At 70.4% G+C, this 22,503-nt stretch carries 22 protein-coding genes; 15 read left to right on the top strand and 7 right to left on the bottom strand.

Annotation, left to right across the window (positions count from 1 at the left end; genetic code table 11):
* Positions 1-120 precede the first annotated feature (120 nt).
* Both BGO91_RS08485 and BGO91_RS08480 read left to right on the top strand, forming a co-directional pair.
* Positions 121-1,071 carry a DnaJ domain-containing protein gene (locus tag BGO91_RS08485; RefSeq protein ID WP_290472333.1) on the top strand — a complete coding sequence of 317 codons (951 nt, stop codon included), beginning with the start codon at positions 121-123 and terminating at the stop codon, positions 1,069-1,071.
* A 32-nt stretch (positions 1,072-1,103) separates the two neighbouring features.
* The gene (locus BGO91_RS08480; RefSeq protein WP_290472332.1) at positions 1,104-1,493 is read left to right on the top strand and encodes a VOC family protein; all 390 of its coding nucleotides are present in this window, start codon (positions 1,104-1,106) and stop codon (positions 1,491-1,493) included.
* Here the strand turns inward: BGO91_RS08480 and BGO91_RS08475 are convergent.
* Genes BGO91_RS08475 through BGO91_RS08465 form a run of 3 tightly spaced genes read right to left on the bottom strand, consistent with a single transcriptional unit; the run spans position 1,490 to position 3,167 of the window.
* Entirely contained in the window at positions 1,490-2,317 is an 828-nt protein-coding gene (locus BGO91_RS08475) for a DUF72 domain-containing protein (RefSeq protein WP_290472331.1), read from the bottom strand. The genes BGO91_RS08480 and BGO91_RS08475 overlap by 4 nt on opposite strands.
* Positions 2,317-2,688 carry a S4 domain-containing protein gene (locus BGO91_RS08470; RefSeq protein WP_290472330.1) on the bottom strand — a complete coding sequence of 124 codons (372 nt, stop codon included), beginning with the start codon at positions 2,686-2,688 and terminating at the stop codon, positions 2,317-2,319. Before BGO91_RS08470 ends, BGO91_RS08475 begins: the two co-directional genes overlap by 1 nt.
* Positions 2,689-2,690: 2 nt before the next feature.
* Entirely contained in the window at positions 2,691-3,167 is a 477-nt protein-coding gene (locus tag BGO91_RS08465) for a hypothetical protein (protein WP_290472329.1), read from the bottom strand.
* A gap of 77 nt (positions 3,168-3,244) precedes the next feature.
* On the opposite strand from BGO91_RS08465, the gene BGO91_RS08460 reads away from it, so the two are divergent.
* Positions 3,245-3,742 carry a hypothetical protein gene (locus tag BGO91_RS08460; protein ID WP_290472328.1) on the top strand — a complete coding sequence of 166 codons (498 nt, stop codon included), beginning with the start codon at positions 3,245-3,247 and terminating at the stop codon, positions 3,740-3,742.
* Between the two features lie 3 nt (positions 3,743-3,745).
* Here BGO91_RS08460 and BGO91_RS08455 read toward each other — a convergent pair whose 3' ends face one another.
* Positions 3,746-4,573, bottom strand: a complete 828-nt coding sequence (locus tag BGO91_RS08455; protein ID WP_290472327.1) for a DUF1295 domain-containing protein — start codon at positions 4,571-4,573, stop codon at positions 3,746-3,748.
* 44 nt (positions 4,574-4,617) lie between these two features.
* Between BGO91_RS08455 and BGO91_RS08450 the strand changes: the two genes are divergently transcribed.
* The 4 genes from BGO91_RS08450 to BGO91_RS08435 all read left to right on the top strand — a co-directional run bounded on the left by BGO91_RS08450 (position 4,618) and on the right by BGO91_RS08435 (position 7,124).
* Positions 4,618-5,253 carry a CDP-alcohol phosphatidyltransferase family protein gene (locus tag BGO91_RS08450; RefSeq protein WP_039924305.1) on the top strand — a complete coding sequence of 212 codons (636 nt, stop codon included), beginning with the start codon at positions 4,618-4,620 and terminating at the stop codon, positions 5,251-5,253.
* Between the two features lie 46 nt (positions 5,254-5,299).
* On the top strand, positions 5,300-5,749 hold the full coding sequence (locus BGO91_RS08445; protein ID WP_169730366.1) for an FHA domain-containing protein: 450 nt from the start codon (positions 5,300-5,302) through the stop codon (positions 5,747-5,749).
* The gene (locus BGO91_RS08440) at positions 5,749-6,441 is read left to right on the top strand and encodes a MerR family transcriptional regulator (RefSeq protein WP_290472326.1); all 693 of its coding nucleotides are present in this window, start codon (positions 5,749-5,751) and stop codon (positions 6,439-6,441) included. The genes BGO91_RS08445 and BGO91_RS08440 overlap by 1 nt, the downstream gene beginning before the upstream one ends.
* 131 nt (positions 6,442-6,572) lie before the next feature.
* Entirely contained in the window at positions 6,573-7,124 is a 552-nt protein-coding gene (locus tag BGO91_RS08435; RefSeq protein ID WP_021765603.1) for a MerR family transcriptional regulator, read from the top strand.
* 83 nt (positions 7,125-7,207) lie between these two features.
* Here the strand turns inward: BGO91_RS08435 and BGO91_RS08430 are convergent, their stop codons facing one another.
* A complete protein-coding gene (locus tag BGO91_RS08430; RefSeq protein ID WP_290472325.1) occupies positions 7,208-8,017 on the bottom strand; it encodes a ParA family protein in 810 nt (269 codons plus the stop codon).
* Between the two features lie 79 nt (positions 8,018-8,096).
* Between BGO91_RS08430 and BGO91_RS08425 the strand changes: the two genes are divergently transcribed.
* The 5 genes from BGO91_RS08425 (at position 8,097) to BGO91_RS08405 (ending at position 15,344) form a co-directional block, all read left to right on the top strand.
* The gene (locus BGO91_RS08425) at positions 8,097-11,501 is read left to right on the top strand and encodes a pyruvate carboxylase (protein WP_290472324.1); all 3,405 of its coding nucleotides are present in this window, start codon (positions 8,097-8,099) and stop codon (positions 11,499-11,501) included.
* Positions 11,502-11,555: 54 nt separating this feature from the next.
* A complete protein-coding gene (locus BGO91_RS08420; protein WP_290472323.1) occupies positions 11,556-12,875 on the top strand; it encodes a MinD/ParA family protein in 1,320 nt (439 codons plus the stop codon).
* A 39-nt stretch (positions 12,876-12,914) separates the two neighbouring features.
* A complete protein-coding gene (def, locus tag BGO91_RS08415; RefSeq protein ID WP_290472322.1) occupies positions 12,915-13,406 on the top strand; it encodes a peptide deformylase in 492 nt (163 codons plus the stop codon).
* 23 nt (positions 13,407-13,429) lie between these two features.
* The gene (locus BGO91_RS08410) at positions 13,430-14,275 is read left to right on the top strand and encodes an NAD(P)-dependent oxidoreductase (RefSeq protein WP_290472321.1); all 846 of its coding nucleotides are present in this window, start codon (positions 13,430-13,432) and stop codon (positions 14,273-14,275) included.
* Positions 14,276-14,558: 283 nt separating this feature from the next.
* Positions 14,559-15,344: a hypothetical protein gene (locus BGO91_RS08405; protein WP_290472320.1), complete on the top strand. Its 786-nt coding sequence runs from the start codon at positions 14,559-14,561 to the stop codon at positions 15,342-15,344.
* Between the two features lie 28 nt (positions 15,345-15,372).
* On the opposite strand, the gene BGO91_RS08400 is transcribed toward BGO91_RS08405, so the two are convergent.
* A complete protein-coding gene (locus BGO91_RS08400; RefSeq protein WP_290472319.1) occupies positions 15,373-17,202 on the bottom strand; it encodes a long-chain fatty acid--CoA ligase in 1,830 nt (609 codons plus the stop codon).
* A gap of 151 nt (positions 17,203-17,353) precedes the next feature.
* Here BGO91_RS08400 and BGO91_RS08395 point away from each other — a divergent pair, with 151 nt between their 5' ends.
* The 3 genes from BGO91_RS08395 (at position 17,354) to BGO91_RS08385 (ending at position 20,515) form a co-directional block, all read left to right on the top strand.
* The gene (locus BGO91_RS08395) at positions 17,354-18,301 is read left to right on the top strand and encodes an ROK family glucokinase (protein WP_290472318.1); all 948 of its coding nucleotides are present in this window, start codon (positions 17,354-17,356) and stop codon (positions 18,299-18,301) included.
* A 30-nt stretch (positions 18,302-18,331) separates the two neighbouring features.
* A complete protein-coding gene (locus BGO91_RS08390; RefSeq protein ID WP_021764402.1) occupies positions 18,332-19,021 on the top strand; it encodes a 1-acyl-sn-glycerol-3-phosphate acyltransferase in 690 nt (229 codons plus the stop codon).
* A gap of 108 nt (positions 19,022-19,129) precedes the next feature.
* On the top strand, positions 19,130-20,515 hold the full coding sequence (locus tag BGO91_RS08385; protein ID WP_290472317.1) for a class II 3-deoxy-7-phosphoheptulonate synthase: 1,386 nt from the start codon (positions 19,130-19,132) through the stop codon (positions 20,513-20,515).
* A gap of 84 nt (positions 20,516-20,599) precedes the next feature.
* On the opposite strand, the gene pknB is transcribed toward BGO91_RS08385, so the two are convergent.
* A complete protein-coding gene (gene pknB, locus BGO91_RS08380) occupies positions 20,600-22,501 on the bottom strand; it encodes a Stk1 family PASTA domain-containing Ser/Thr kinase (protein ID WP_290472316.1) in 1,902 nt (633 codons plus the stop codon).
* Positions 22,502-22,503 lie beyond the last annotated feature (2 nt).

Below are 22,503 nucleotides of genomic sequence, written 5' to 3'. Positions count from 1 at the left end.
ACCAGGCTAGGCACGCTTGCGGTCAGATTCCGTCCGCAATCGGATATCGAGCAAACGCCCGGTCCGGCGCGCTATCGTCGGAGACCGACCCTCCCAGACGACCGAAGGATCTCCGACCGCATGAGCGACAGCCCCGCCGCAGCCACCCCGTACGAGGTGCTCGGCGTCCGCTCCACCGCGACCCAGGAGGAGCTGCGGCGCGCGTACCGCCGCCTCGCGCGGCAGACCCACCCCGACACGGGCGGCACGGCCGCGGCGTTCCAGGCCGTGCAGGAGGCGTGGGAGCTGGTCGGCGACCCCGAGGACCGCGCGCGTTACGACCGCGGCGAGACCGTCACCGTCGACGCGGTCGCCGGTGGCTACGACGGCGACGGCGGCGGCTTCAGCGCGACCTTCCACTCCACGCGCTCGACGCGCGGCGCCACGGTCCGCGCCCGCAGCTACGGCCACCCGGGCGGACGCGCGCGCGAGCGCTACCTGACCCTGCTGCGCGAGTGGGTCGGCCGCGGCGCCGAGCTCGACGACCCGTACGACCCCGCGCTCGTGCGCTCCGCCCCGCGCGAGATCCGCGGGCTGCTCGCGGAGGCGCTGGCCGAGGAGGCCACCGCCCGCGCGGTCTCGGGCCTCGGCATCGGCTTCACCATCTGGAACGACGTGGCCGTGCACCCGTCGTCGGACGCCAAGATCGACCACATCGTCCTCGGCCCGGCCGGCCTGTTCGCCCTCCGGTCCGCCGACTGGGGCACCGAGGTGAAGCTGGCCAAGGGCGAGCTGGTGGGCCCGGGGATCGCGGACGGCGAGGAGCCATTCCACGATCTCCACCGCGCCGCGAAGAGCTTCGGGCGGCAGGCCGGGGTGCGCTTCACCACGCTCATCGTGGTGGTGCCGGACGACGCCCTCGCCGTCCCGTTCGACGTCGTGCAGCGCGGACGCCTCTCCGGCTCGCTCGTCGTGCGCCGCTCCCTGCTGCCGACGATCCTCCGCGACGGGGCCAACGCGGCCGCGCGCGAGAGCGTCGACCGCGCGTTCGAGCTGCGCACGCGCCTGCAGGAGTCGATCCGCTTCGTCTAGACGCGCGTGCCGCGGAGGAGCAGAGTGGGCGCATGGTCACACCACTCGAGATCTTCAGCGGCTTCAGCGTCAGCGACATCGACGCGGCCCGCACGTTCTACCGCGACACCCTCGGCCTCGCCGTCACGGACGGCCCGATGGGCAACCTCGACATCGCGCTGCCGGCCGGCTCGCACATCTTCGTGTACCCGAAGCCGGACCACGAGCCGGCGACGTTCACCATCCTCAACCTCGTGGTGGACGACATCGACGCGGCCGTCGACGACCTGAACGCGCGCGGCGTCTCGACGACGATCTACGACGACGACCAGCTGCCGACCGACGAGAAGGGGATCCTGCGCGGGCGCAGCCACGACCGCGGACCCGACATCGCGTGGTTCCGCGACCCGGCCGGAAACGTCCTCTCGGTGCTGCAGGACTAGTCCCGCAGCCGCTCCCGGAGCCCCATCGCGTCGTACGGCGCGCGCACCTTCACGTCGTTGTCGAAGTAGGCGTAGACGTCCAGGCCGGCGTCGAGCCAGTCACGCGCCTCCGCCGCCCAGCGGTCGAGGGCCTCGTCGGTGTAGCCGCTGGTGTAGAGCTCCTCGTCGCCGTGCAGGCGCACGTAGACGAAGTCGGTCGTGACCTCCCGCAGGAGCGGGTAGCGGCCGGCGGTGTCGGCGACCACGACGGCGACCCCGTGCTCCCGCGCGATCCGGGCGAACGCGGGGTCGGCGAAGGAGGGATGCCGCGCCTCCACCGCGTGGCGGAGCGGCCGGTCGACCGGTGATGACGCGTCCCGCCTGTCCTCCTCGAGGCTGCTCTCGCCCGCGAGGGCGGCCGCCTCGGCGGTCGTGCGCGGCAGCGAGCCGAGGAAGGCGTCCAGCGCCTCCTCGTCGAGGGGGAGGTTCGGCGGCAGCTGCCAGAGGAGCGGCCCGAGCTTGGGGCCGAGCGTCAGCATCCCGGAGGCGAAGAAGTTGGCGAGCGCCTCCCTGGTGTTCTTCAACCGGAGGATGTGGGTGATGTAGCGGCCGCCCTTGACCGCGAAGACGAAGTCGTCCGGGGTCTCCGCCGCCCATTTGCGCCAGCTCGTCGGCCGTTGCAGGGAGTAGAAGCTCCCGTTGAGCTCGATCGAGTCGAGGCGCTCGGCGGCGTACGCGAGCTCGGCGCGGTGGGGGAGCCCTTTCGGGTAGAAGACCCCGCGCCAGGGCGCGTAGGTCCAGCCGGCGATGCCGACCCGGGCCGTCCCGCGCGCCGGGGCCGCCATCAGTGCCCCCGCAGCTGCTCGATCAGACGGCGGTCGCGCTTCGTCGGCCGCCCGGCTCCGCGCTCGCGGGTCACGTCGGTTGGCGCCTCGGTCTTGGGCGGGGGAGGCGGCGTCCGGTCCTCGAAGCAGTCCGCGGCGACCGCGGCGCCCACCCGCTTCACGATGAGCCGTCGCGCGATGTAGATCTTCTCCGACCCGGCGACGAACGCCCGCACCTCGTCGCCGACCTTGACCGGCTGCGAGGGCTTCGCGCGGTCGCCGTTCACCTTCAGGTGTCCGGCCTTGCACGCGTCCGACGCGGCCGAGCGGGTCTTGAACAGGCGCACAGCCCAGGCCCAGGAGTCGACGCGGACGCTCGACGGCTCGGGCACGATCAGACCGCGACGGGAGCGGCGGCCTCGGCCGCGGCCTCCTCGGCCAGCTCGGCCTTCCACTTCACCAGGCTGCGGACGGTGCGGCTGCGATCGGTCGCGAGCTTCTCCATCACGTCCGCCGGTACGAAGTAGTTCACCGCGACCCAGCCGCGCACCGTCTCGGAGCGGTCGTCCGCGAGCGCGCGGAGGATGTCGCAGGGCGTCGCCTCGTTCTTCGCCACGCAGCCGCGCACGCCCTCGTCGGGGTCCTTCGCGAGGGTCTCGAAGAGATCGACGGGCGTGTTGTAGCTGCTCGCGACGGCCTCCCGGATCTTCGGGTTCTTGTCCGTGGCGAGCAGTCGCAGCCGGCGGATCTTGCTCTCCGTCACCTCGGGCGAGGGATGCAGCGCCGCCGCCTCCTCGGCCGTGAGCATCGCCGGGCTGTGCTCACGCATCGCCTGGCGCTGGGCAGGGGTGTTGAACCGGATGCACGACATGCCTCCACGGTACGCGCTCGCGGGCGGCAGCGCCCGGATCACCCGCCGCGATCCGCCGCTCGCGGTACCGTGAATGCATGGAACAACTGCTGAAGCGGCTCGACCGCCTCGCGGGCGGCCGCCACGCGGAGTACGTGGTGCCCGCGGAGGGGCGCGACCACCCGCGCACGCGCCGTGCGTTCGTCGTCATCTTCTGGCTGCTCGTCGCCGAGCTGCTGATCGGCCTGGCCGCCGTCGTCGTCGCCGTGGTCCTGACCGTGGGCGGTGAGACGCTGCCGTTCGCCGTGTGGATGCGCGCCCTCATCGTGCTCGCCATGACCGCCACGCTCTTCTACTTCGCCTGGCGGGCGCAGAAGGGCTACTACTGGGCGTACTCGCGCCTGCGGCTGTTCTCCAAGATCTTCCCCGTGGTGACCCTGGTGCTCGCGGCCATCCCGGGCCTCTACCCGCTCTGGATGGTGAGCGAGCAGATCCTGTTCAGCCTCCTGCTGATCGGCGTGGCCGACTACCTCGACTCCGACCACATGCGCTCGGTGTTCCCGAAGCCGGGGCGCCCGGTCGCCGCGACCTCCTGACCGCTACGGAGCGGTGACCGGCTGCTCGCCGCCGCGACGCGGGAACCACGGCACGATCGGCGAGGTGCGGCGCTGGTAGTCGGCGTACTCCGGGTAGCGCGAGCGCGAGATGCTCTCGGTGAAGACGGTGGAGCCGATGAACAGCCCGGTGAGCAGCACCGGGCCGATGACGGTCCACTGGAGCACCGATCCGGCCGCGGCGCAGCCGATGAAGAAGAGAACCCACCACTGCGCCTGCTCGAAGAAGAAGTTGGGGTGGCGCGAGACCCGGAAGAGACCGGTCTGCAGGAACCGCGGCGACGGCGTGCGGCCGGCGGCGATCTCCGCCTTCTTCCAGCCGTGGAAGTCCCACTGCTGCTGGTCGGCGACCGTCTCGCCCACCAGGAACGCCAGGAACACGACCGCGAGGACGATGTCCAGCGGTCCGAGCGGCGTCCGGTGGTCGTAGGCCGTCCACGCGGGCAGCGAGATCAGGAGCAGCAGCACGTTCTGGTAGATCACGATGAAGAAGAGGTTGAACAGTTGGAACGCCGCCGAGCCCATCCGCCCGCGCAGCACCTCCCAGCGGTAGTCCTCGCCGCCCGGCTTGTAGCCGCCCTTGCGCGCGAAGTTGAAGGTCAGGCGCGCGCCCCACAGCGTGACCAGCCCGGCCATGAGGTTCAGGCGCGGATCCTGCAGGCCGGCGGCGCCGGCGAACACCCAGACGTAGGCCAGCGGCACCAGCGACCAGATGCGGTCGACCCACGAGTGCTCGTTGGTGATGAGGGACAGGACCCACGTCACGAGACAGACGGCGGCCAGGATCCAGAGACAGACGATGAAGGGCTCCACGCCGTCATCCTAGGCCGTGGCCCATCGGTCAGTAGAGTGGAGGGGTGGATGGAGTCGGCGCACGCGAGGTGAGTTCCCGCGTCTGGACGATCCCGAACATCCTGAGTTTCGTCCGGCTCGCCCTCGTTCCGGTCTTCCTGGCGTTCGTGATCGCCGGACTCGACGCGCTCGCGCTGCTCGTGCTGGTGGTCTCCAGCGTCACCGACTTCCTCGACGGCTACCTCGCCCGCCGCCTGAACCAGGTGTCGCGTCTCGGCCAGCTGCTCGACCCCGCCGCCGACCGGCTCTACATCTTCGCCGCGCTGATCGGCCTCGCCTGGCGCGAGGTCATCCCCTGGTGGCTGGTCGCCGTGATCGTCGCCCGCGACGTCATGCTCGCGGTGCTCGGCGTCATCCTCGCGAACCACGGCTTCGGCCCGCTGCCCGTGCACCACCTCGGCAAAGTCGCCACGTTCTGCCTGTTCTGGGCCCTCCCGCTGCTCATGCTGGGGGAGGCCTTCTCGGCCCTCGCGCCGTTCTCCCTGCCGCTCGGCTGGGCCTTCGCCCTGTGGGGCGCCTTCCTCTACTGGTGGGCCGGGATCGTCTATATCCGCGAAACCGCCCGGGTAATACGACTTCCGGCCGATGACGGGGGCGCTCGATCGGATACGCTGGATCACGAGGAGGTTGACGGTGCCTGACGAGAACTACCTGACCGGACCGGCGGACGACGCCGAGAACAACCCCCTGCGTGATGCCGCGTCGGGGAATGAGGACACCACGGCCCGCTTCGGCGAGGACTTCGTGTCGAAGATGTACCCGCTCGACGGGGAGATCTCACCGGAGGAAGTGGAGGCGATCGGCGCGCTGCCCTCGGGCTCCGCTCTGCTGGTGGTCCGCCGCGGCCCCAACGCCGGCGCGCGGTTCCTCCTCGACGCCGACGTGACCACGGCGGGGCGTCACCCCAACGCCGAGATCTTCCTCGACGACGTCACCGTCTCGCGTCGCCACGCGGAGTTCACGCGCCGCGGCACGGCGTTCGAGGTGCGCGACCTGGGGTCGCTCAACGGCACGTACTACGACGGCGTGCGCATCGAGAGCGCCCTGCTCTCCGACTCGGCCGAGGTCCAGATCGGCAAGTTCCGCCTCACCTTCTACGCTTCGCGCCAAGACCTCGCCGCTTCGGCGAACGGCTAGTGGCCCGGCAAGCGGCGAGGGCGCCCGCCGCCTCGCGCGCCCTGCTGAGCATCGGCCAGGTCCTCGAGCGGCTGACCCCGGAGTTCCCCGACCTCTCGTCGTCGAAGCTGCGCTTCCTCGAGGAGCGCGGGCTGGTGTCGCCCGCCCGCACGGCATCCGGGTACCGCAAGTTCTCCCCGGCCGACGTCGAGCGTCTGCGCACCGTCCTCGGGATGCAGCGCGACCATTACCTGCCGCTGAAGGTCATCAAGGCGTACCTCGCCGACCTCGACGCCGGTCTCGAGCCGACGCTGCCCGGAGGGGGCGCGGCACCGTCCATGCTCGGCGACGAGCGACGGTTCGACCGTGACGAGCTGCTCCGCCGGACCGGTGCGACGCCGGACCTGCTGCAGCAGGCGATCAGCGCCTCCCTCATCGCCCCCGCCGACGTGTACGGGGAGGAGGCGCTGGCCGTTCTCGGAGCCCTCGTCGAGCTCGGCCGCACCGGGATCGAGCCGCGTCACCTGCGCGGTTTCCGCGCCGCCGCCGAACGCGAGATCGGGCTCATCGAGACCGCGCTGGTCCCGATCGCCCGCCGCAACGACGTCTCCAGCAAGGCGCGCACGGCCGAGCTCGCCCGCGAGATCGCCGGTCAGCTCGACGTCGTCCGCGGCAGCATCATCCGCTCCTCCCTCGATCGGATCCGCCCGTAACTGACGGATCCGCTCGACACGCCGACAGTGAATGGGCGGATGTCGTTGCCCGGGGCCTCCGGCATGGGTACCGTGGATGAAGCGCCCCCACCGTCGGCGCAGGATCCGAGAACGGGCGAGAGGCGAACATCATGAGCGAAGCGAGTCGTGACGACGGCGCCGCCCGGTACGACCTGGGCCTCCTGTTCACCGACGGCCTCCCCGACATGGACGACGCCAACGGCTATCGCGGAGCGGTCGCCGCACGCGCAGCCGGCATCTCCTACCGCCAGCTCGACTACTGGGCCCGTACCGGCCTGGTCGAGCCGACCGTCCGCGGAGCGGCGGGCTCCGGCTCGCAGCGCCTCTACGGCTTTCGCGACATCCTGGTCCTGAAGCTCGTCAAGCGCCTCCTCGACACCGGGATCTCGCTGCAGCAGATCCGCACCGCCGTCAACCAGCTCCGGGAGTCCGGCGTGAGCGATCTCGCGCAGACCACCCTGATGAGCGACGGCGCCAGCGTGTACCTCTGCACCTCCAACGACGAGGTCATCGACCTCGTGAGCCGCGGCCAGGGCGTCTTCGGCATCGCCGTCGGCAAGGTCCTCCGCGAGGTGGAGTCCAGCCTGGTCGAGCTCGACACCCAGGGCGACTCCCTCGACGAGCTCGCCCAGCGTCGCGCCAGCAAGTCCAAGGCGTCCTGACGCCCGACCCCATCCGCCGGACGGTCCGCTGACGCGGGCCGTCCTTTTTGCGCGGTCAGGAGGCGCTGGTCAGGAGGCGCTGGTCAGGAGCCCGCGGTCGCGTACTCGCCGATGCGCGCGGTGCGCAGCACCCGCTCCAGGAGCAGGTCGAAGTTGTGCGCCATCTCCTGGGCGCTCTCGCCGGGCCAGACGTGCAGCGGCTTGGCCGCGCCCTGCGCCTGCTGCAGCGACGTGCGCTCCGGCAGCTGGGGGGCGAGCACGAGCGGGCCGAACATGTCGCGCAGCTCCTTGATGCGGAACTGGTGCTCCAGGGACTGCACGCGAGCGCGGTTGACGATGATGCCGAGCGGCTGGAGGCGCGGCGAGAGACCGCGGCGGATCTCCTCGATGGCGCGCAGCGCGCGGTCGGCCGCGGCGACGGAGAACAGGCCGGGCTCGGTCACGACGGCCACGCGGTCGCTGGCCGCCCACGCGGTGCGCGTGAGGGCGTTCAGCGAGGGGGCGCAGTCGATCAGCACCAGCTCGTAGTCGTGCTCGACGTTGGCGAGGGCCTCCTCGAGCTTCCAGATGTCGCGGATGCTCGGGTGCGGGCCGTCGAAGTTGATCGCGGACGGGCTGCCGATCATGACGTCGATCTTGCCCGAGCGGCCGCGGGTCCAGCCGGAGGGAGCGATCGCGGCGCGCACGATCTTCTCCTTCGGGGACGCGAGCACGTCGGCCACGTTGAGGTGGCCCGCGACCTGGATGTCCATGCCGGTCGACACGTCGGACTGCGGATCGAGGTCGACGACCAGCGTCCGCAGACCTTTCGCGAACGCCGCCGAGGCCAGCCCGAGCGTCACCGTGGTCTTTCCGACACCGCCCTTGAGGGAACTAACGCTGAGTACGTGCACGAGAGCCACGTTACCTTCACTAGTCTTAGAGAACCTAACCGTTTGCTGTGTGGTGTCGACCCCTGCTCGAAAGGTTCCCATGTTCAGAAAGATCCTCGTCGCCAATCGCGGAGAAATCGCCATCCGTGCGTTCCGCGCCGCCTATGAGCTGGGCGCAGAGACCGTGGCCGTCTTCCCGTACGAAGACCGCAACTCGATGCACCGCCTGAAGGCCGACGAGGCGTACCAGATCGGCGAGCCGGGTCACCCCGTGCGCGCCTACCTGGACGTGAGCGAGATCATCCGCGTCGCGAAGGAGTCCGGCGCCGACGCCATCTACCCCGGCTACGGCTTCCTCTCCGAGAACCCGGAGCTCGCCGAGGCCGCGCGCGCCGCGGGCATCACCTTCATCGGCCCGCGCGCCGAGGTCCTCGAGATGGCCGGCAACAAGGTCACCGCCAAGGAGCACGCGATCGCCGCGGGCGTCCCGGTGCTCAAGTCCACCCCGCCGTCGCGCGACATCGACGAGCTGCTCGCCGGGGCCGACGCGATCGGCTTCCCGATCTTCGCCAAGGCGGTCGCAGGAGGCGGCGGTCGCGGGATGCGCCGCGTCAACACCAAGGGCGAGCTGCGCGGAGCGCTCGAGGAGGCCATGCGCGAGGCGGACAGCGCCTTCGGCGACCCCACCATGTTCCTGGAGCAGGCCGTGCTGCGCCCGCGCCACATCGAGGTGCAGATCCTGGCCGACGGCGCCGGCGACACCATGCACCTGTTCGAGCGCGACTGCTCGGTGCAGCGCCGGCACCAGAAGGTCGTCGAGATCGCGCCGGCCCCCAACCTGTCGGAGGACATCCGCCAGTCGCTCTACCGCGACGCGATCGCCTTCGCCCGCTCCATCGGCTACGAGAACGCCGGCACCGTCGAGTTCCTCCTCGACACCGCGGGCGAGCGCGCCGGCGAGCACGTCTTCATCGAGATGAACCCGCGCATCCAGGTCGAGCACACGGTCACCGAGGAGATCACCGACGTCGACCTCGTCCAGGCCCAGATGCGCATCGCGGCGGGGGAGACCCTCGCCGACCTCGGCCTCAGCCAGGAGACGGTGCACGTCCGCGGCTCCGCCCTGCAGTGCCGCATCACCACGGAGGACCCGACCGCGGGCTTCCGCCCCGACACCGGCAAGATCACGACCTACCGCTCCCCGGGCGGCGGCGGCATCCGCCTCGACGGCGGAACCATCAGCCCCGGATCGCAGATCAGCCCGCACTTCGACTCGATGCTCGCCAAGCTGATCTGCCGCGGCCGCGACTTCCCGTCCGCCGTGTCGCGCGCCCGCCGGGCCCTGGCCGAGTTCCGCGTCCGCGGTGTCGCCACGAACATCCCATTCCTCCAGGCCGTTCTCGAAGACCCGGACTTCATCGCCGGCAACGTCTCCACCTCGTTCATCGAGGAGCGCCCGGAGCTGTTCAAGGGCCGCGTCTCGAAGGACCGCGGCACCAAGGTGCTCAACTGGCTCGCCGACGTCACCGTCAACCAGCCGAACGGCGCTCGCCCCGAGACCGCGGAGCCCACCGACAAGCTGCCCCGCATCGACCTGAGCGCGCCCGCCCCGGCCGGCTCGCGTCAGCGCCTGCTGGAGCTCGGCCCGAAGGGCTTCGCGGAGGCGCTGCGCGCGCAGACCGCGCTGGCCGTCACCGAGACGACCTTCCGCGACGCGCACCAGTCGCTGCTCGCGACCCGCGTCCGCACCAAGGACCTCGTGGCCGTCGCGCCGTACGTCGCACGCATGACCCCCGAGCTGCTCTCGGTCGAGGCCTGGGGAGGCGCGACCTACGACGTCGCGCTCCGCTTCCTCGCCGAGGACCCGTGGGAGCGGCTCGCCACCCTGCGCGAGGCGCTGCCGAACATCAACATCCAGATGCTGCTGCGCGGGCGCAACACCGTCGGCTACACGCCGTACCCGACCAAGGTGACCGACGCGTTCGTGCGGGAGGCCGCCGCGACCGGCGTCGACATCTTCCGCATCTTCGACGCGCTGAACGACGTGTCGCAGATGCGTCCCGCGATCGAGTCGGTGCTCGCCACCGGCAGCGCGATCGCCGAGGTCGCCGTCTGCTACACGGGCGACCTGCTCGACCCGGCCGAGGACCTCTACACCCTCGACTACTACCTGAAGCTCGCCGAGCAGATCGTCGAGTCGGGCGCGCACATCCTCGCCATCAAGGACATGGCCGGCCTGCTCCGCCCGTCCGCCGCCGAGAAGCTCGTGGCCGCGTTCCGCGAGCGCTTCGACCTCCCGGTGCACGTGCACACGCACGACACCCCGGGCGGCCAGCTCGCGACCCTGCTCGCGGCCGCACGCGCCGGAGCGGACGCGGTGGATGTCGCCAGCGCCCCGATGGCCGGAACCACGAGCCAGCCGAGCGCCTCGGCCCTCGTCGCCGCGCTCGCGCACACCGAGCGCGACACCGGCATCTCGCTGACCGCCGTCGAGGACCTCGAGCCCTACTGGGAGGCCGTGCGCCACGTGTACGCGCCGTTCGAGTCCGGCCTGCCCGGCCCGACGGGACGCGTCTACAAGCACGAGATCCCGGGCGGACAGCTCTCGAACCTGCGCCAGCAGGCGAAGGCGCTGGGCCTGGCCGACGACTTCGAGCTCGTCGAGGACATGTACGCCGCGGCCAACCAGATCCTCGGCCGCATCCCCAAGGTCACCCCGTCCTCGAAGGTCGTCGGCGACCTGGCGCTGCACCTCGCGGCCGTCCACGCCGACCCGGCCGACTTCGCCGAGAACCCGCAGAACTACGACATCCCGGATTCGGTCGTCGGGTTCATGGCGGGCGAGCTGGGCGAGCTGCCCGGCGGCTGGCCGGAGCCCTTCCGCACCAAGGTCCTCGCCGGCAAGACCGTCAAGGTCGGCGTGGAGGACGTCCCCGCGGAGGACGCCGCCGCGCTCGACGGTTCGAGCACCGAACGCCGCGCCGCCCTCAACCGCCTGCTGTTCCCGGCCCCGACCCGCATCTACGAGCAGATGCGCGAGCTGTTCGGCGACCTGTCGGTCGTCGACTCCCTCGACTACCTCTACGGCCTCAAGCAGGGCTCGGAGCACGTCATCGAGTTCAGCAAGGGCGTGCGCCTCTACATCGGGCTGGAGGCCATCGGCGAGGCGGACGAGAAGGGCATGCGCACCGTCATGACCACGCTCAACGGCCAGCTGCGCCCCGTCTTCGTGCGCGACCGCGGCATCGAGGTCGAGGCGAAGGCGGCCGAGAAGGCCGACACCGCCAAGCCGGGCCAGGTCGCCGCGCCGTTCTCGGGCGTCGTGACCCTGCAGGTCGCGGTCGGCGACCGGGTCGAGGCGGGCCAGGCCGTGGCGTCGATCGAGGCCATGAAGATGGAGGCGGCCATCACCGCTCCCATCGCCGGGACGATCGAGCGGCTGGCCGTGCCGAAGACCCAGCAGGTCGACGCCGGCGATCTCCTGGTCGTCATCACCCCCGCCTGAGCGCCGTACAATGACGCAGTCGCCTCCACCGGAGGCAGAAGGAGACCGAAGAACGTGGCACAGAAGCCGGAGGAGCCGGAACGCCGCGACCTCGCGCCCCTGGACGAGGAGCTCACGCTCACCACGCCCGAGACGCTGAGCATCGCGGTGGACCTTCCGCCGACCCCTCCGCGCGAGGTGCCGGACGACGAGGCCGCCGTGGCGATCGACGACGTCCCGGTCGACCCGGGATTCGTCGCGTCGCCGACGGAGCCGAACACCATGTCGGTCGCCATCGTCGCCTCCCGGCTGGCGGCGGCGACGGCGGAGGCCGAGGCGGCCGCAGCCGCCGCGGCCGAGCCGGTCGTCCCGCTCCCGGGCGCGGACGCGTCCCGGCAAGAGCAGTACGGGCAGTCGCGGCGCGACCGGATGCGCGGCGAGCACTCGACGCAGCCCGAGCCGGCGGCGATGCTGACCGCCGACCGGCTGCTCGAGGTCAACCGCAAGACGCGTCCCGGCCCCGAGGGGCCGTGGCAGCGCTTCGTCTACAACGCGACCTTCCGCACCGTGAACCTCGGCGACTCGGCCAAGGTGCGCGCCCGCAAGGAGCTCGACCACCGCATCCAGAAGCAGTTCGAGGGCGGCACCCGGTTCGTGCCGGTGCTCACCCGCAAGGGCGGCGTCGGCAAGACCACGGTCACCACGCTGCTCGGGATGGCGCTGGCCGACGCCCGCGAGGACCGCATCGTCGCCATCGACGCGAACCCGGACCGCGGGACGCTCTCCGAGCGCGTGCCGAAGCAGACCAGGGCGACCGTGCGCGACGTGGTCCACAAGGCCGCCAGCATCACCGGCTTCACCGACTTCTCGGCCCTCGTCTCGCGCGACGAGACGCGCCTCGACATCCTGGCGTCCGACACGGACCCGATGCTCTCGGAGGCGTTCGACGAGAACGACTACAACGTCGTCGCCGACCTCTCCGCCCGGTTCTACTCGATCGTGCTGACGGACTGCGGCACCGGCATCGTCCACTCGGTGATGCGCGCGACGCTGCAGCGGGCCGACTCGCTCGTGATCGTCTCCGGCGGCAGCGTCGACGAGGCACGTCTCGCCTCCGAGACCCTGACCTGGCTCGACGCGAACGGCTACGGCGAGCTCGTCCGCAACGCGATCGTGGCCCTCAACACCGCGACGCAGGGCACCAACCTGGTCAAGCTCGAGGAGATCGAGGCGCACTTCCGCTCCCGCGTGCGCGAGATCGTGCGCATCCCGTACGACCCGCAGCTCGCCGCCGGCTCGGTGGTGCAGTGGAAGGCGCTCAAGCCGCTGACCAAGCTCTCCGCTCGCACGCTCGCGGCGCTCGTCGTCGAGGGCCTGCCCGCCGAGCGCGACTGAGCCCGACCGCCCCGTCCGCACCACCGAGGAGTAGTACCTGTGACCGAGCGTCAGATCCGCATTTTCGGCGACCCCGTCCTGAAGACCCCGTCCCTGCCCGTCGGCGAGCTCGACGAGGGCGTGCACGGGCTCGTCGAGGACCTGGTCGACAGCGTCCTCCCGCCCGGCCGCGCCGGAGTGGCGGCGCCGCAGATCGGCGTCAACCTGCGCGCCTTCAGCTACAACGTGGACGGCGAGGTCGGCTACGTCATCAACCCCGAGCTCGTCGAGGTGTCCGGCGAGCCCGAGCTCGTCGACGAGGGCTGCCTCTCCGTCCCTGGCCTGTGGTTCAAGACCCTGCGCTACCCGTTCGCCCGGGTGCGCGGGATCGACGTCGACGGCAACGAGATCGAGGTGTCCGGCACCGGGGTCATGGCGCAGGCGCTCCAGCACGAGACGGACCACCTGGACGGCACGCTCTACCTCGACCGGCTCGACAAGGAGACACGGCGCGAGGCCATGAAGCAGGTCCGTGAGAGCGACTGGTTCTGACGCCCGCCTCCTAGACTGACCGTATGCGCATCGCGGTCACCGGAGGATCAGGCAAGCTCGGACGCACCGTCGTCCGCGAGCTGAGGGCGGGCGGCGACGACGTCGTCAACCTCGACGCGGCGGGGGAGCGCGGCCCCGGGTTCGTGAGGGTCGATCTGACCGACTACGGCCAGACGCTCGACGCGATCCTCGGCGTCGACGACCAGCACGACGGGTTCGACGCGATCGTGCACCTCGCGGCCATCCCGGCGCCCGGCATCCTCAGCGATGTCGCGACCTTCCACAACAACATCCGCGCGACCTACAACGTCTTCCAGGCCGCGCGGCGGGCCGGCATCCGGAACATCGTCTACGCGTCGAGCGAGACCGTGCTCGGGCTGCCGTTCGACGTGCCGCCGCCGTACATCCCCGTGGACGAGGACTACCCCGCCCGACCCGAGTCGACCTACTCCCTGGTCAAGCACCTCGAGGAGCAGATGGCGATCGAGCTCGTGCGCTGGGATCCCGCGCTCAAGATCGTGGCGCTGCGCTTCTCGAACGTCATGGAGCCGGCCGACTACGACGCCTTCCCCGGCTTCGACGACGACGCGCAGAAGCGCAAGTGGAATCTCTGGAGCTACATCGACGCACGGGACGGCGCTCAGGCCGTCAAGCGGGCGCTCGACTGGCAGACGACCGGTTTCGACCGCTTCATCATCGCGGCCGGCGACAGCGTCATGAGCCGCCCCAACGCCGAGCTCGTCGCGGAGGTGTTCCCCGGCGTCCCGCTGAAGGGCGACCTCGGCGAGCACGACTCCCTCCTCTCCATCGCGAAGGCCCGCCGCCTCCTCGGCTACGCCCCCCAACACTCCTGGCGCGACCCCCGCTGACCCCCCCCCCGACATTCGTGCCGAATGTCGACTTAGCGCGCCGCTTTCCCGCGATTCGTGCCGAATGTGTCCTCCCCAGGAGGACGTGCCTGCGGCGGTTCTCCACAGAACCGACGGGGAGGCGTCCTGCGGCGGCATCGCGTTGTCACGATGAGGCATGCGAACTCCTCCGCCCCTTCCCTCCGCACTCAGTGGAACCTCGTTCACCTCGGCGCATGCTCGTCGGGCAGGTGTCAGTGCGTCGCGGCTGCGTGCACGCGACCTCCAGCATCCGTTTCACGGCGTGCACGCGTCGCGACCGCCGAGCGATGTCATCGCGCGCTGTCTCGCGTATCTGCGCGTGATGCCCGATTACGCGTTCTTCAGCCATCAGACCGCCGCGGCGCTGTTGGGAGTTCCCCTTCCTCCCGGAATTGCAGACGACCACCTCCATGTGTCGGTCTCCTTTCCGCGCACACCCCCGCGAGGACGCGGCATCATCGGGCACAGCCTCGGAAGCGTCGAGGGTTTCGTGGTGGGCGACCTACCGATCTCGGAGCCGGCTCACGTGTGGTGCCAGCTCTCCGGAGTTCTGGAGAGAGACGATCTGGTTGCCGCCGGAGACTTTCTGGTGGGCGCTCGCACTCGCAGCCCGTTGGTCACGGATGACGATCTCGCGGCACTCGCCGCTGACCTGCATCGGACCAAGGGAGCACGGTCGCGAACCTGGGCGCTTCAGCGCATCCGCTTCGGTGCGGACTCTCGGCCGGAGTCGCTCTTGCGGTTGCTGCTCGAGAGTCTGGGACTGGAGGGACTGCACGTCAATGCGCCTGTCACCGTCAGCAGCGGCCGACTCGTCCTGCATCCCGATCTCAGCGTCCCGCAGCTCCGCTTGGCGTTCGAGTACGAAGGGGACGGACATCGCGTGGATCAGCGCCAGTGGTACCTCGACATCGAACGACGCGAGCTACTCGAGGCCGAAGGGTGGCGGGTCGTCCGCGTTACCGCGCGGGACCTCTTCCACGAGCGCGCTGGCTTCGTGGAGCGCCTCCAACGATTCGTGCCGAATGTCGACATTGAGAGAGCCTAAGTCGACATTCGGCACGAATGCGTGCGGGTCAGTAGGCGAGGGAGATGCCCTGGGTCTTGGGGTTGTCGCTGTAGATGCCGTCGATGACGTCGGCGAAGTCGGCGAGGATGACGTTGCGCTTGATGCTGAGCTTGGGCGTCAGGTGGCCGCTCGCCTCGGTCAGGTCGGTCGCGAGGATGACGAACTTGCGCACGCTCTCCGCCCGGGAGACGCCGGCGTTGGCCGCGTCGATCGCGCGCTGCACCTCGGCGTTGACGGCCGGGTTCACGGACGCCTCGGCGAGGGTCATGTCCTTGTCCTCGCCGTTGTTCGCGAGCCAGGTCGACAGCATCTCGGTGTCGAGGGTGACGAGCGCCGAGATGAACGGCTTCTGGTCGCCGACGACGATCACCTGTCCGACCAGCGGATTGGCGCGGATCGGGTCCTCGAGGGCCGCGGGGGAGACGTTCTTGCCACCGGCGGTGACGATGATCTCCTTCTTGCGGCCGGTGATGGAGAGGAAGCCGTCGGCGTCGAACGAGCCGAGGTCGCCGGTCTTGAACCAGCCGTCGTCGAAGGCGGCCGCCGTGGCCTCCGGGTTCTTCCAGTACTCCTTGAAGACGTTGATGCCGCGCACCTGGATCTCGCCGTCGTCGGCGAGACGCACGCCGATGCCCGGGAGGGCCGGTCCGACGGTGCCGATCTTGAACTTGTCCGGGAGGTTGACCGTCGCGGGAGCCGTGGTCTCGGTGAGCCCGTACCCCTCCAGGATCTTGATGCCCAGGCTGTGGAAGAAGTGGCCGAGGTGCGAGCCGAGCGGCGCGGAGCCGGACACGGCGTAGCGGACGCGGCCGCCCATCGCGGCGCGGAGCTTGCTGAACACGAGCCGGTCGTACAGGGCGAACTTGAGCTTGAGCCCGAATGGCACGGAGCCGGCCTCGAGCGCCTTCGAGTGCTCGACCGCGACGGCCGCGGCGGCGCGGAAGATCTTGCCCCGGCCGCCGGCCTCCGCCTTCTGCTCGGCCGAGTTGTAGACCTTCTCGAACACGCGCGGCACGGCGAGGAGGAAGGTGGGCTTGAAGCTCGCGAGCGCCGGGAGGAGCTGCTTGGTGTCGGCCTGGTGCCCCACCTTCACACCACCGGTGACGCACAGCACGGCGATGAACCGGGCGAAGACGTGCGCGGTCGTGATGAAGAGCAGGGTGGATGCTCCGCCGGGCTGGTCGACCAGCTCGGTGAGCGCCTCGGCGGAGTTGCGGGAGAGCTCGACGAAGTTGGAGTGCGTGAGCACGCAACCCTTCGGCCGTCCGGTGGAGCCCGACGTGTAGATCAGGGTCGCGATGTCGTCGCCGCGGGCGAGGTTGCGGCGGCGCTCGATCTCGCCGTCCGGGATCTCGGTCCCGGCCGCGGCGAGCTTGTCCAGGTCGCCGAGATGCAGCTGCCACACGTTGTCGATCAGGGGGAGGTCGGCGTGCACCTCGTCGAAGCGCGAGTACATCTCCGCGTTCTCCAGGATGACCGCGATGGCGCCGGAGTCGGCCATGTTCCACTGGATCTGGCTGGGGGAGGAGGTCTCGTAGATCGGGACGAGCACGGCGCCCGCGAACCAGGTGGCGAAGTCGATCAGGCTCCACTCGTAGCGGGTCTTGCACATCAGGCCGATCTTGTCGCCGGGCTGGATGCCGGCGGCGACGAGACCCTTGGCGAGGGCGATGACCTGGCGGTGGAACTCGGCTGCGGTGATGTCCCGCCAGCCGTCGCCGTCCGGGAGGCTGAAGAGCGGTGCGTCGGGCGTCGCGGCGACGCGCTGGACGAGCAGATCGGTCGAGTTGGCCTCGGGGTCGGCGGGGACGACGGCGGGTGTTTCGAAACTGATCACGGCAGCTCCTTCGATACCGGTGGGCGCGGGCCCGGCCGAATGGCTTCGGCCGGACTGGTTAACTACACTCTAGATGGTGTGGCGGGAGTCGCCCTCGGCGCCCCCTCTCCACCACTCTCCCCACCCGCCTCCTCCTGGAAGGTTTCTGCCTGTGCACGCGATCGGCATCGACATCGGAGGCACGAAGATCGCGGGGGCCGTCGTCGACGAGCTCGGCGTCATCGTCCGCGAGGACCGCGTCCCGACCGACGCCACCCGTCCGGAGGAGATCGAGAACGCCGTCGTGGCGATGATCGAGCGTCTGTCGGACGGCCCGGAGGAGATCGCGGGAGCGGGAGTCGCGGCGGCCGGATTCATCGACGCCGCGCAGTCGACCGTGTACTACGCGCCGAACATCAACTGGCGGCACGAGCCGTTCCGGGAGAAGCTCGAGAAGCGCATCGATCTGCCCGTCCTCATCGAGAACGACGCCAATGCTGCGGGATGGGCGGAGTTCCGCTTCGGCGCGGGCCGTCTCGTCAGCGACATGGTGATCCTGACCATCGGCACGGGCGTCGGCGGCGCCATCGTCAGCAACGACCGCCTGTTCCGCGGCGGCTTCGGCGCCGGCGCCGAGATCGGGCACATGCGGGTCGTCCCCGGCGGCCTGCCGTGCGGCTGCGGCGCCCACGGCTGCATCGAGCAGTACGGCTCGGGACGCGCGCTGCAGCGCATGGCGAACGAGCTGGCGGATGCCGGCGGGATCGGCCAGGCGCTCGCCGACGTGCGTTCGCGCAACGGCTCGCTGAGCGGCACCGACATCTCGGCCCTGATCACGGCGGGCGACCCGGGCGCCCTCGCGGCGCTGCGCCAGCTGGGCGACTGGCTCGGCCAGGCCTGCGCCAGCCTCGGTGCCGTGCTCGACCCGCAGCTCTTCGTCTTCGGCGGCGGTGTCGCCCAGGCCGGCGAGCTCCTCCTGGAGCCGATCCGTCTGGCCTACCTGGAGAACCTCCCCGCCCGCGGCTACCACCCGGAGCCGGAGTTCAAGATCGCCGAGCTCGTGAACGACGCGGGCGTGGTCGGGGCCGCCGACCTGGCGCGCCTGCACGCCTCCCTCTGAGGCGCTCGGGGAGGGGTAGGCTCCAGAGCGATGTTCTACTGGCTGATGAAATACGTCGTCGTGGGCCCGATCCTGCGCGGGATCTTCCGCCCGTGGGTGGTCGGCGTCGAGAACGTGCCCGCCGAGGGCGCCGTCATCCTCGCCAGCAACCACCTCTCGTTCATCGACTCGATCTTCCTGCCGCTCATCGTGGACCGGCACGTCTCCTTCCTCGCCAAGAGCGACTACTTCACCCGCAAGGGGCTCAAGGGCTGGGCGACCAAGACCTTCATGAAGGCGACCGGGCAGCTGCCGATCGACCGCTCGGGCGGCAAGGCGTCGGAGGCGTCGCTCAACACCGGTCTGCGCGTCCTGGCCCGGGGCGAGATCCTCGGGATCTATCCCGAGGGCACACGCAGCCCCGACGGCAAGCTGTATCGCGGACGCACCGGCGTCGCGCGGATGATCCTCGAGGCCGGCGTGCCGGTGGTGCCCGTCGCGATGGTGGACACCGCCGAGATCATGCCGATCGGCAAGCGGCTGCCGAAGATCGGGCGCATCGGCATCGTCATCGGCGAGCCGATCGACTTCTCGCGCTTCGACGGGATGGAGGGCGACCGCTTCATCCTCCGCTCGGTCACCGACGAGATCATGTACGAGCTGCACGCGCTGGGCGCCCAGGAGTACATGGACGTCTATGCCAGCACGGTCAAGGAGAAGCGCGCGGCGCTCGCCCGCTGACGCCGCGCGTCCCGCCCCGTCGTCATCTGTCACGCGGGGCAGGCGCAGCACGGTAGGCTCGGTATCCACCAAACCCACCGGCGCTGCCGAGTGCAGGCGCGCCCCCGAATGAGCGGAAGACCAGTGCTACAGACCACAGATCCCGTCGTGCGACCAGACGAGTCCGTGATCGAGGGCCTGGACTATTGGCGCACCCTCGAGATCAAGCAGCAGCCGACCTGGCCGGACGCCGAGGCCGCGGCCGCCGCGTCGGCCGAGATCGCCACCCTCCCGCCGCTCGTCTTCGCGGGCGAGGTCGACCAGCTGCGCACGCGTCTCGCGCGCGCGGCGGAGGGCAACGCGTTCCTGCTGCAGGGCGGCGACTGCGCCGAGACCTTCGCCGGGGCGACCGCCGACCAGATCCGCAACCGGGTGAAGACCATCCTGCAGATGGCGGTCGTGCTGACGTACGGCGCCTCCGTGCCGGTCATCAAGATGGGCCGGATGGCGGGCCAGTTCGCCAAGCCGCGCTCCAGCGACACCGAGACCCGGGGCGACGTCACGCTGCCCGCGTACCGCGGCGACATCGTGAACGGCTACGACTTCACCCCGGAGTCGCGCCAGGCCGATCCGCGCCGCCTCGTGCAGGGCTACCACACGGCCGCCTCGACGCTGAACCTCATCCGCGCCTTCACGCAGGGTGGCTTCGCCGACCTGCGCGAGGTGCACAGCTGGAACCGCGGCTTCGCCGCCAACCCGGCCAACCAGCGCTACGAGGGCCTCGCCCGCGACATCGACAAGGCGATCAAGTTCATGGAGGCGGCGGGAGCCGACTTCGACGAGCTCAAGCGGGTGGAGTTCTACGCCAGCCACGAGGGCCTGCTGATGGACTACGAGCGGCCGATGACGCGCATCGACTCCCGCACGGGCACGCCGTACAACACGTCGGCGCACTTCGTCTGGATCGGGGAGCGCACGCGCGACCTCGACGGCGCGCACGTCGACTTCCTCTCGCGGGTCCGCAACCCGATCGGCGTCAAGCTCGGCCCGACGACCACGCCGGACACGATGCTGCGCCTGATCGACAAGCTCGACCCGGAGCGCGAGCCCGGCCGCCTGACCTTCATCACGCGGATGGGCGCGGGCAAGATCCGCGACGCCCTCCCGCCGCTGCTGGAGGCCATCAAGGGCGCCGACGCGCTGCCGCTCTGGGTCACCGACCCGATGCACGGCAACGGGCTGACCACGCCCAACGGCTACAAGACCCGTCGTTTCGACGACGTGGTCGACGAGGTGAAGGGTTTCTTCGAGGCGCACCGCGCCGTCGGGACGAACCCGGGCGGCATCCACGTCGAGCTCACCGGCGACGACGTCACCGAGTGCCTGGGCGGTTCGGAGCACATCGACGAGGAGACCCTGGCGACGCGCTACGAGTCGCTCTGCGACCCGCGCCTCAACCACATGCAGTCGCTGGAGCTGGCGTTCCTGGTGGCCGAGGAGCTCGCCAACGCCTGATCCCGGCGCCGACGCCGAAGAGCCCCCGTCGTCCTCGGACGGCGGGGGCTCTTCGCCTGTCGGGCGTGCGACCGGCGGGGCCGCTCAGAACCCGGCGAAGTTGACGGTGATCGTCGAGCCCTTCGGGACCTGCTCGTTGGCGGCGGGCGAGATCTTCGACACCACGAATGCGGGAGGCGCGACGTCGGCGATCGGGCTGTATTTGAGCTGGAAGCCGGCGGCCTGCAGGGCCTTCTTGGCGACGTCCCATGTCTTGCCGACGACGTCGGGCACCGCGACGGGCTCCGGCCCCTTCGACGTCTCGAGCAGCAGTGTGTCGCCGGGCTTGACGACATCGCTCTGCGGGTGCGCCGCGATGACGTCGCCCTTCTCGACCGTGTCGCTGTAGCTCTCGGGGCCGGCGCCGACCTTGAGGTTCACCTTCGCGAGGGTGGCCGTGGCATCGTCGACGGACTTGCCCGCGACGTCCGGGATGGGGCCGACGGACTCGACCAGATCGACGGTCGCCGCCTCGAAGTACTCGCCGCCCTGGGAGAGGTCGCGACCGTCGAGAGCGCCGGAGGCCGAGATGATGGTGCCGGAGGGGACCTTCGCGTCGAACTGCTGCGCGACGGCGCCGACGTTCGCCTTCTTGGCTTTGATCTCCGCCTTCGCCTGATCCAGGGTCGTGCCGGCCAGGGCGCCGAGGGTGATCGGCGCCGGTCCCTGCGAGATGCGGACCGTGACGAGGCTGCCGCGCGCAGCGGACGCGCCCTCGCCCGGATCGGTGCTGGAGACGAGACCCTTCTGGACCGTGGTGCTGTACTCGGGCGCCTCCTTGGTCTGGAAGCCGAGCTCCTTGAGTTGTGCGGCTGCCGCATCCGGCGCGACGTTCACGAGTTTCGGCACCTGCACGAGGGAGCCGGGGCCCGAGCCGAAGTACCAGCCGGTGCCTCCCGCCACGCCCGCGAGCAGGATGATGAGAGCGAACAGCCACCAGCCCTTGCCTCGGCGCCGCTTGGCCGAGTCCGCGAGGGCGTCGGCGGAGCTCGGCGTGTTGGCCGCGACCTGCTGGCGGATGGCCGGGTTGATGATCTGGGTGTCGCCCTCGTCGGCGCTGTACGCCGGCGGGAGGACCATGGTCGGCTGCAGCACGGCCTCGCCGCGGATCGACTTCTCGGCCTCGATCAGCCGGTCGAGCATCTCGCGGGCGTCTTTGGGTCGGCGGTCCGGGTCCTTCTCGGTCGCCCAGAGCACCAGCTCGTCGAGCTCGGCGGGCACCGCCGGGTTCTTGCTGCTCGGGGCGGGCACGGCGTCGTTGGCGTGCTGGTAGGCGATCTGCATCGGCTGCTCGCCCTTGAAGGGCTGCTCGCCGGTGAGCATCTCGAACATCATGATGCCGAGCGCGTAGATGTCGCTGCGGGCGTCCGCGACGCCGCGGGTCACGAGCTCGGGGGAGAGGTACGCGATGGTGCCGAGCAGCGCCTGGCCGGTGGCGGTGTTCGCGCTCGCGGCGCGCGCCAGCCCGAAGTCGCCGATCTTGATGCGGCCGTCGTCGGCGAGCAGCACGTTCTCGGGCTTGAGGTCGCGGTGGACGATGCCGGCCTTGTGCGCGGCCGCCAGACCGCTGAGGACCGCCTCCATGATGTCGACGGTCTGCTCGGGGGTCAGCTTGCCGTAGTCCTTGAGGAGGTCGCGCAGGGTGATGCCCGGGAGGTACTCCATGACCAGGTACGCCATGTCGGAGTCCTGGCCCTGGTCGAACACGTTGACCACGTTCGGGTGGGCGAGGCGCGCGGCCGAGCGGGCCTCCTGAACGAAGCGGCTCTTGAAGGTGCTGTCGTCGGCGAGGTGGCCGTGCATGACCTTGATCGCGACCCGCCGCTCGAGGCGGAGGTCGGTGGCGAGGTAGACCGTCGCCATGCCGCCCCGGGCGATCCGCGAGCGCACCTGATACCGGCCGTCGATGAGACGGCCGATCAAGGGGTCGGTCTGGCTCGTGGTCACGA

The sequence above is a fragment of the Leifsonia sp. 71-9 genome, assembly GCF_001898805.1.
Taxonomy (GTDB): Bacteria; Actinomycetota; Actinomycetes; order Actinomycetales; family Microbacteriaceae; genus Leifsonia.
The sequence above is the reverse complement of the archived record's forward strand: the minus strand, read 5'-3'. Positions and strand labels throughout refer to the sequence as shown.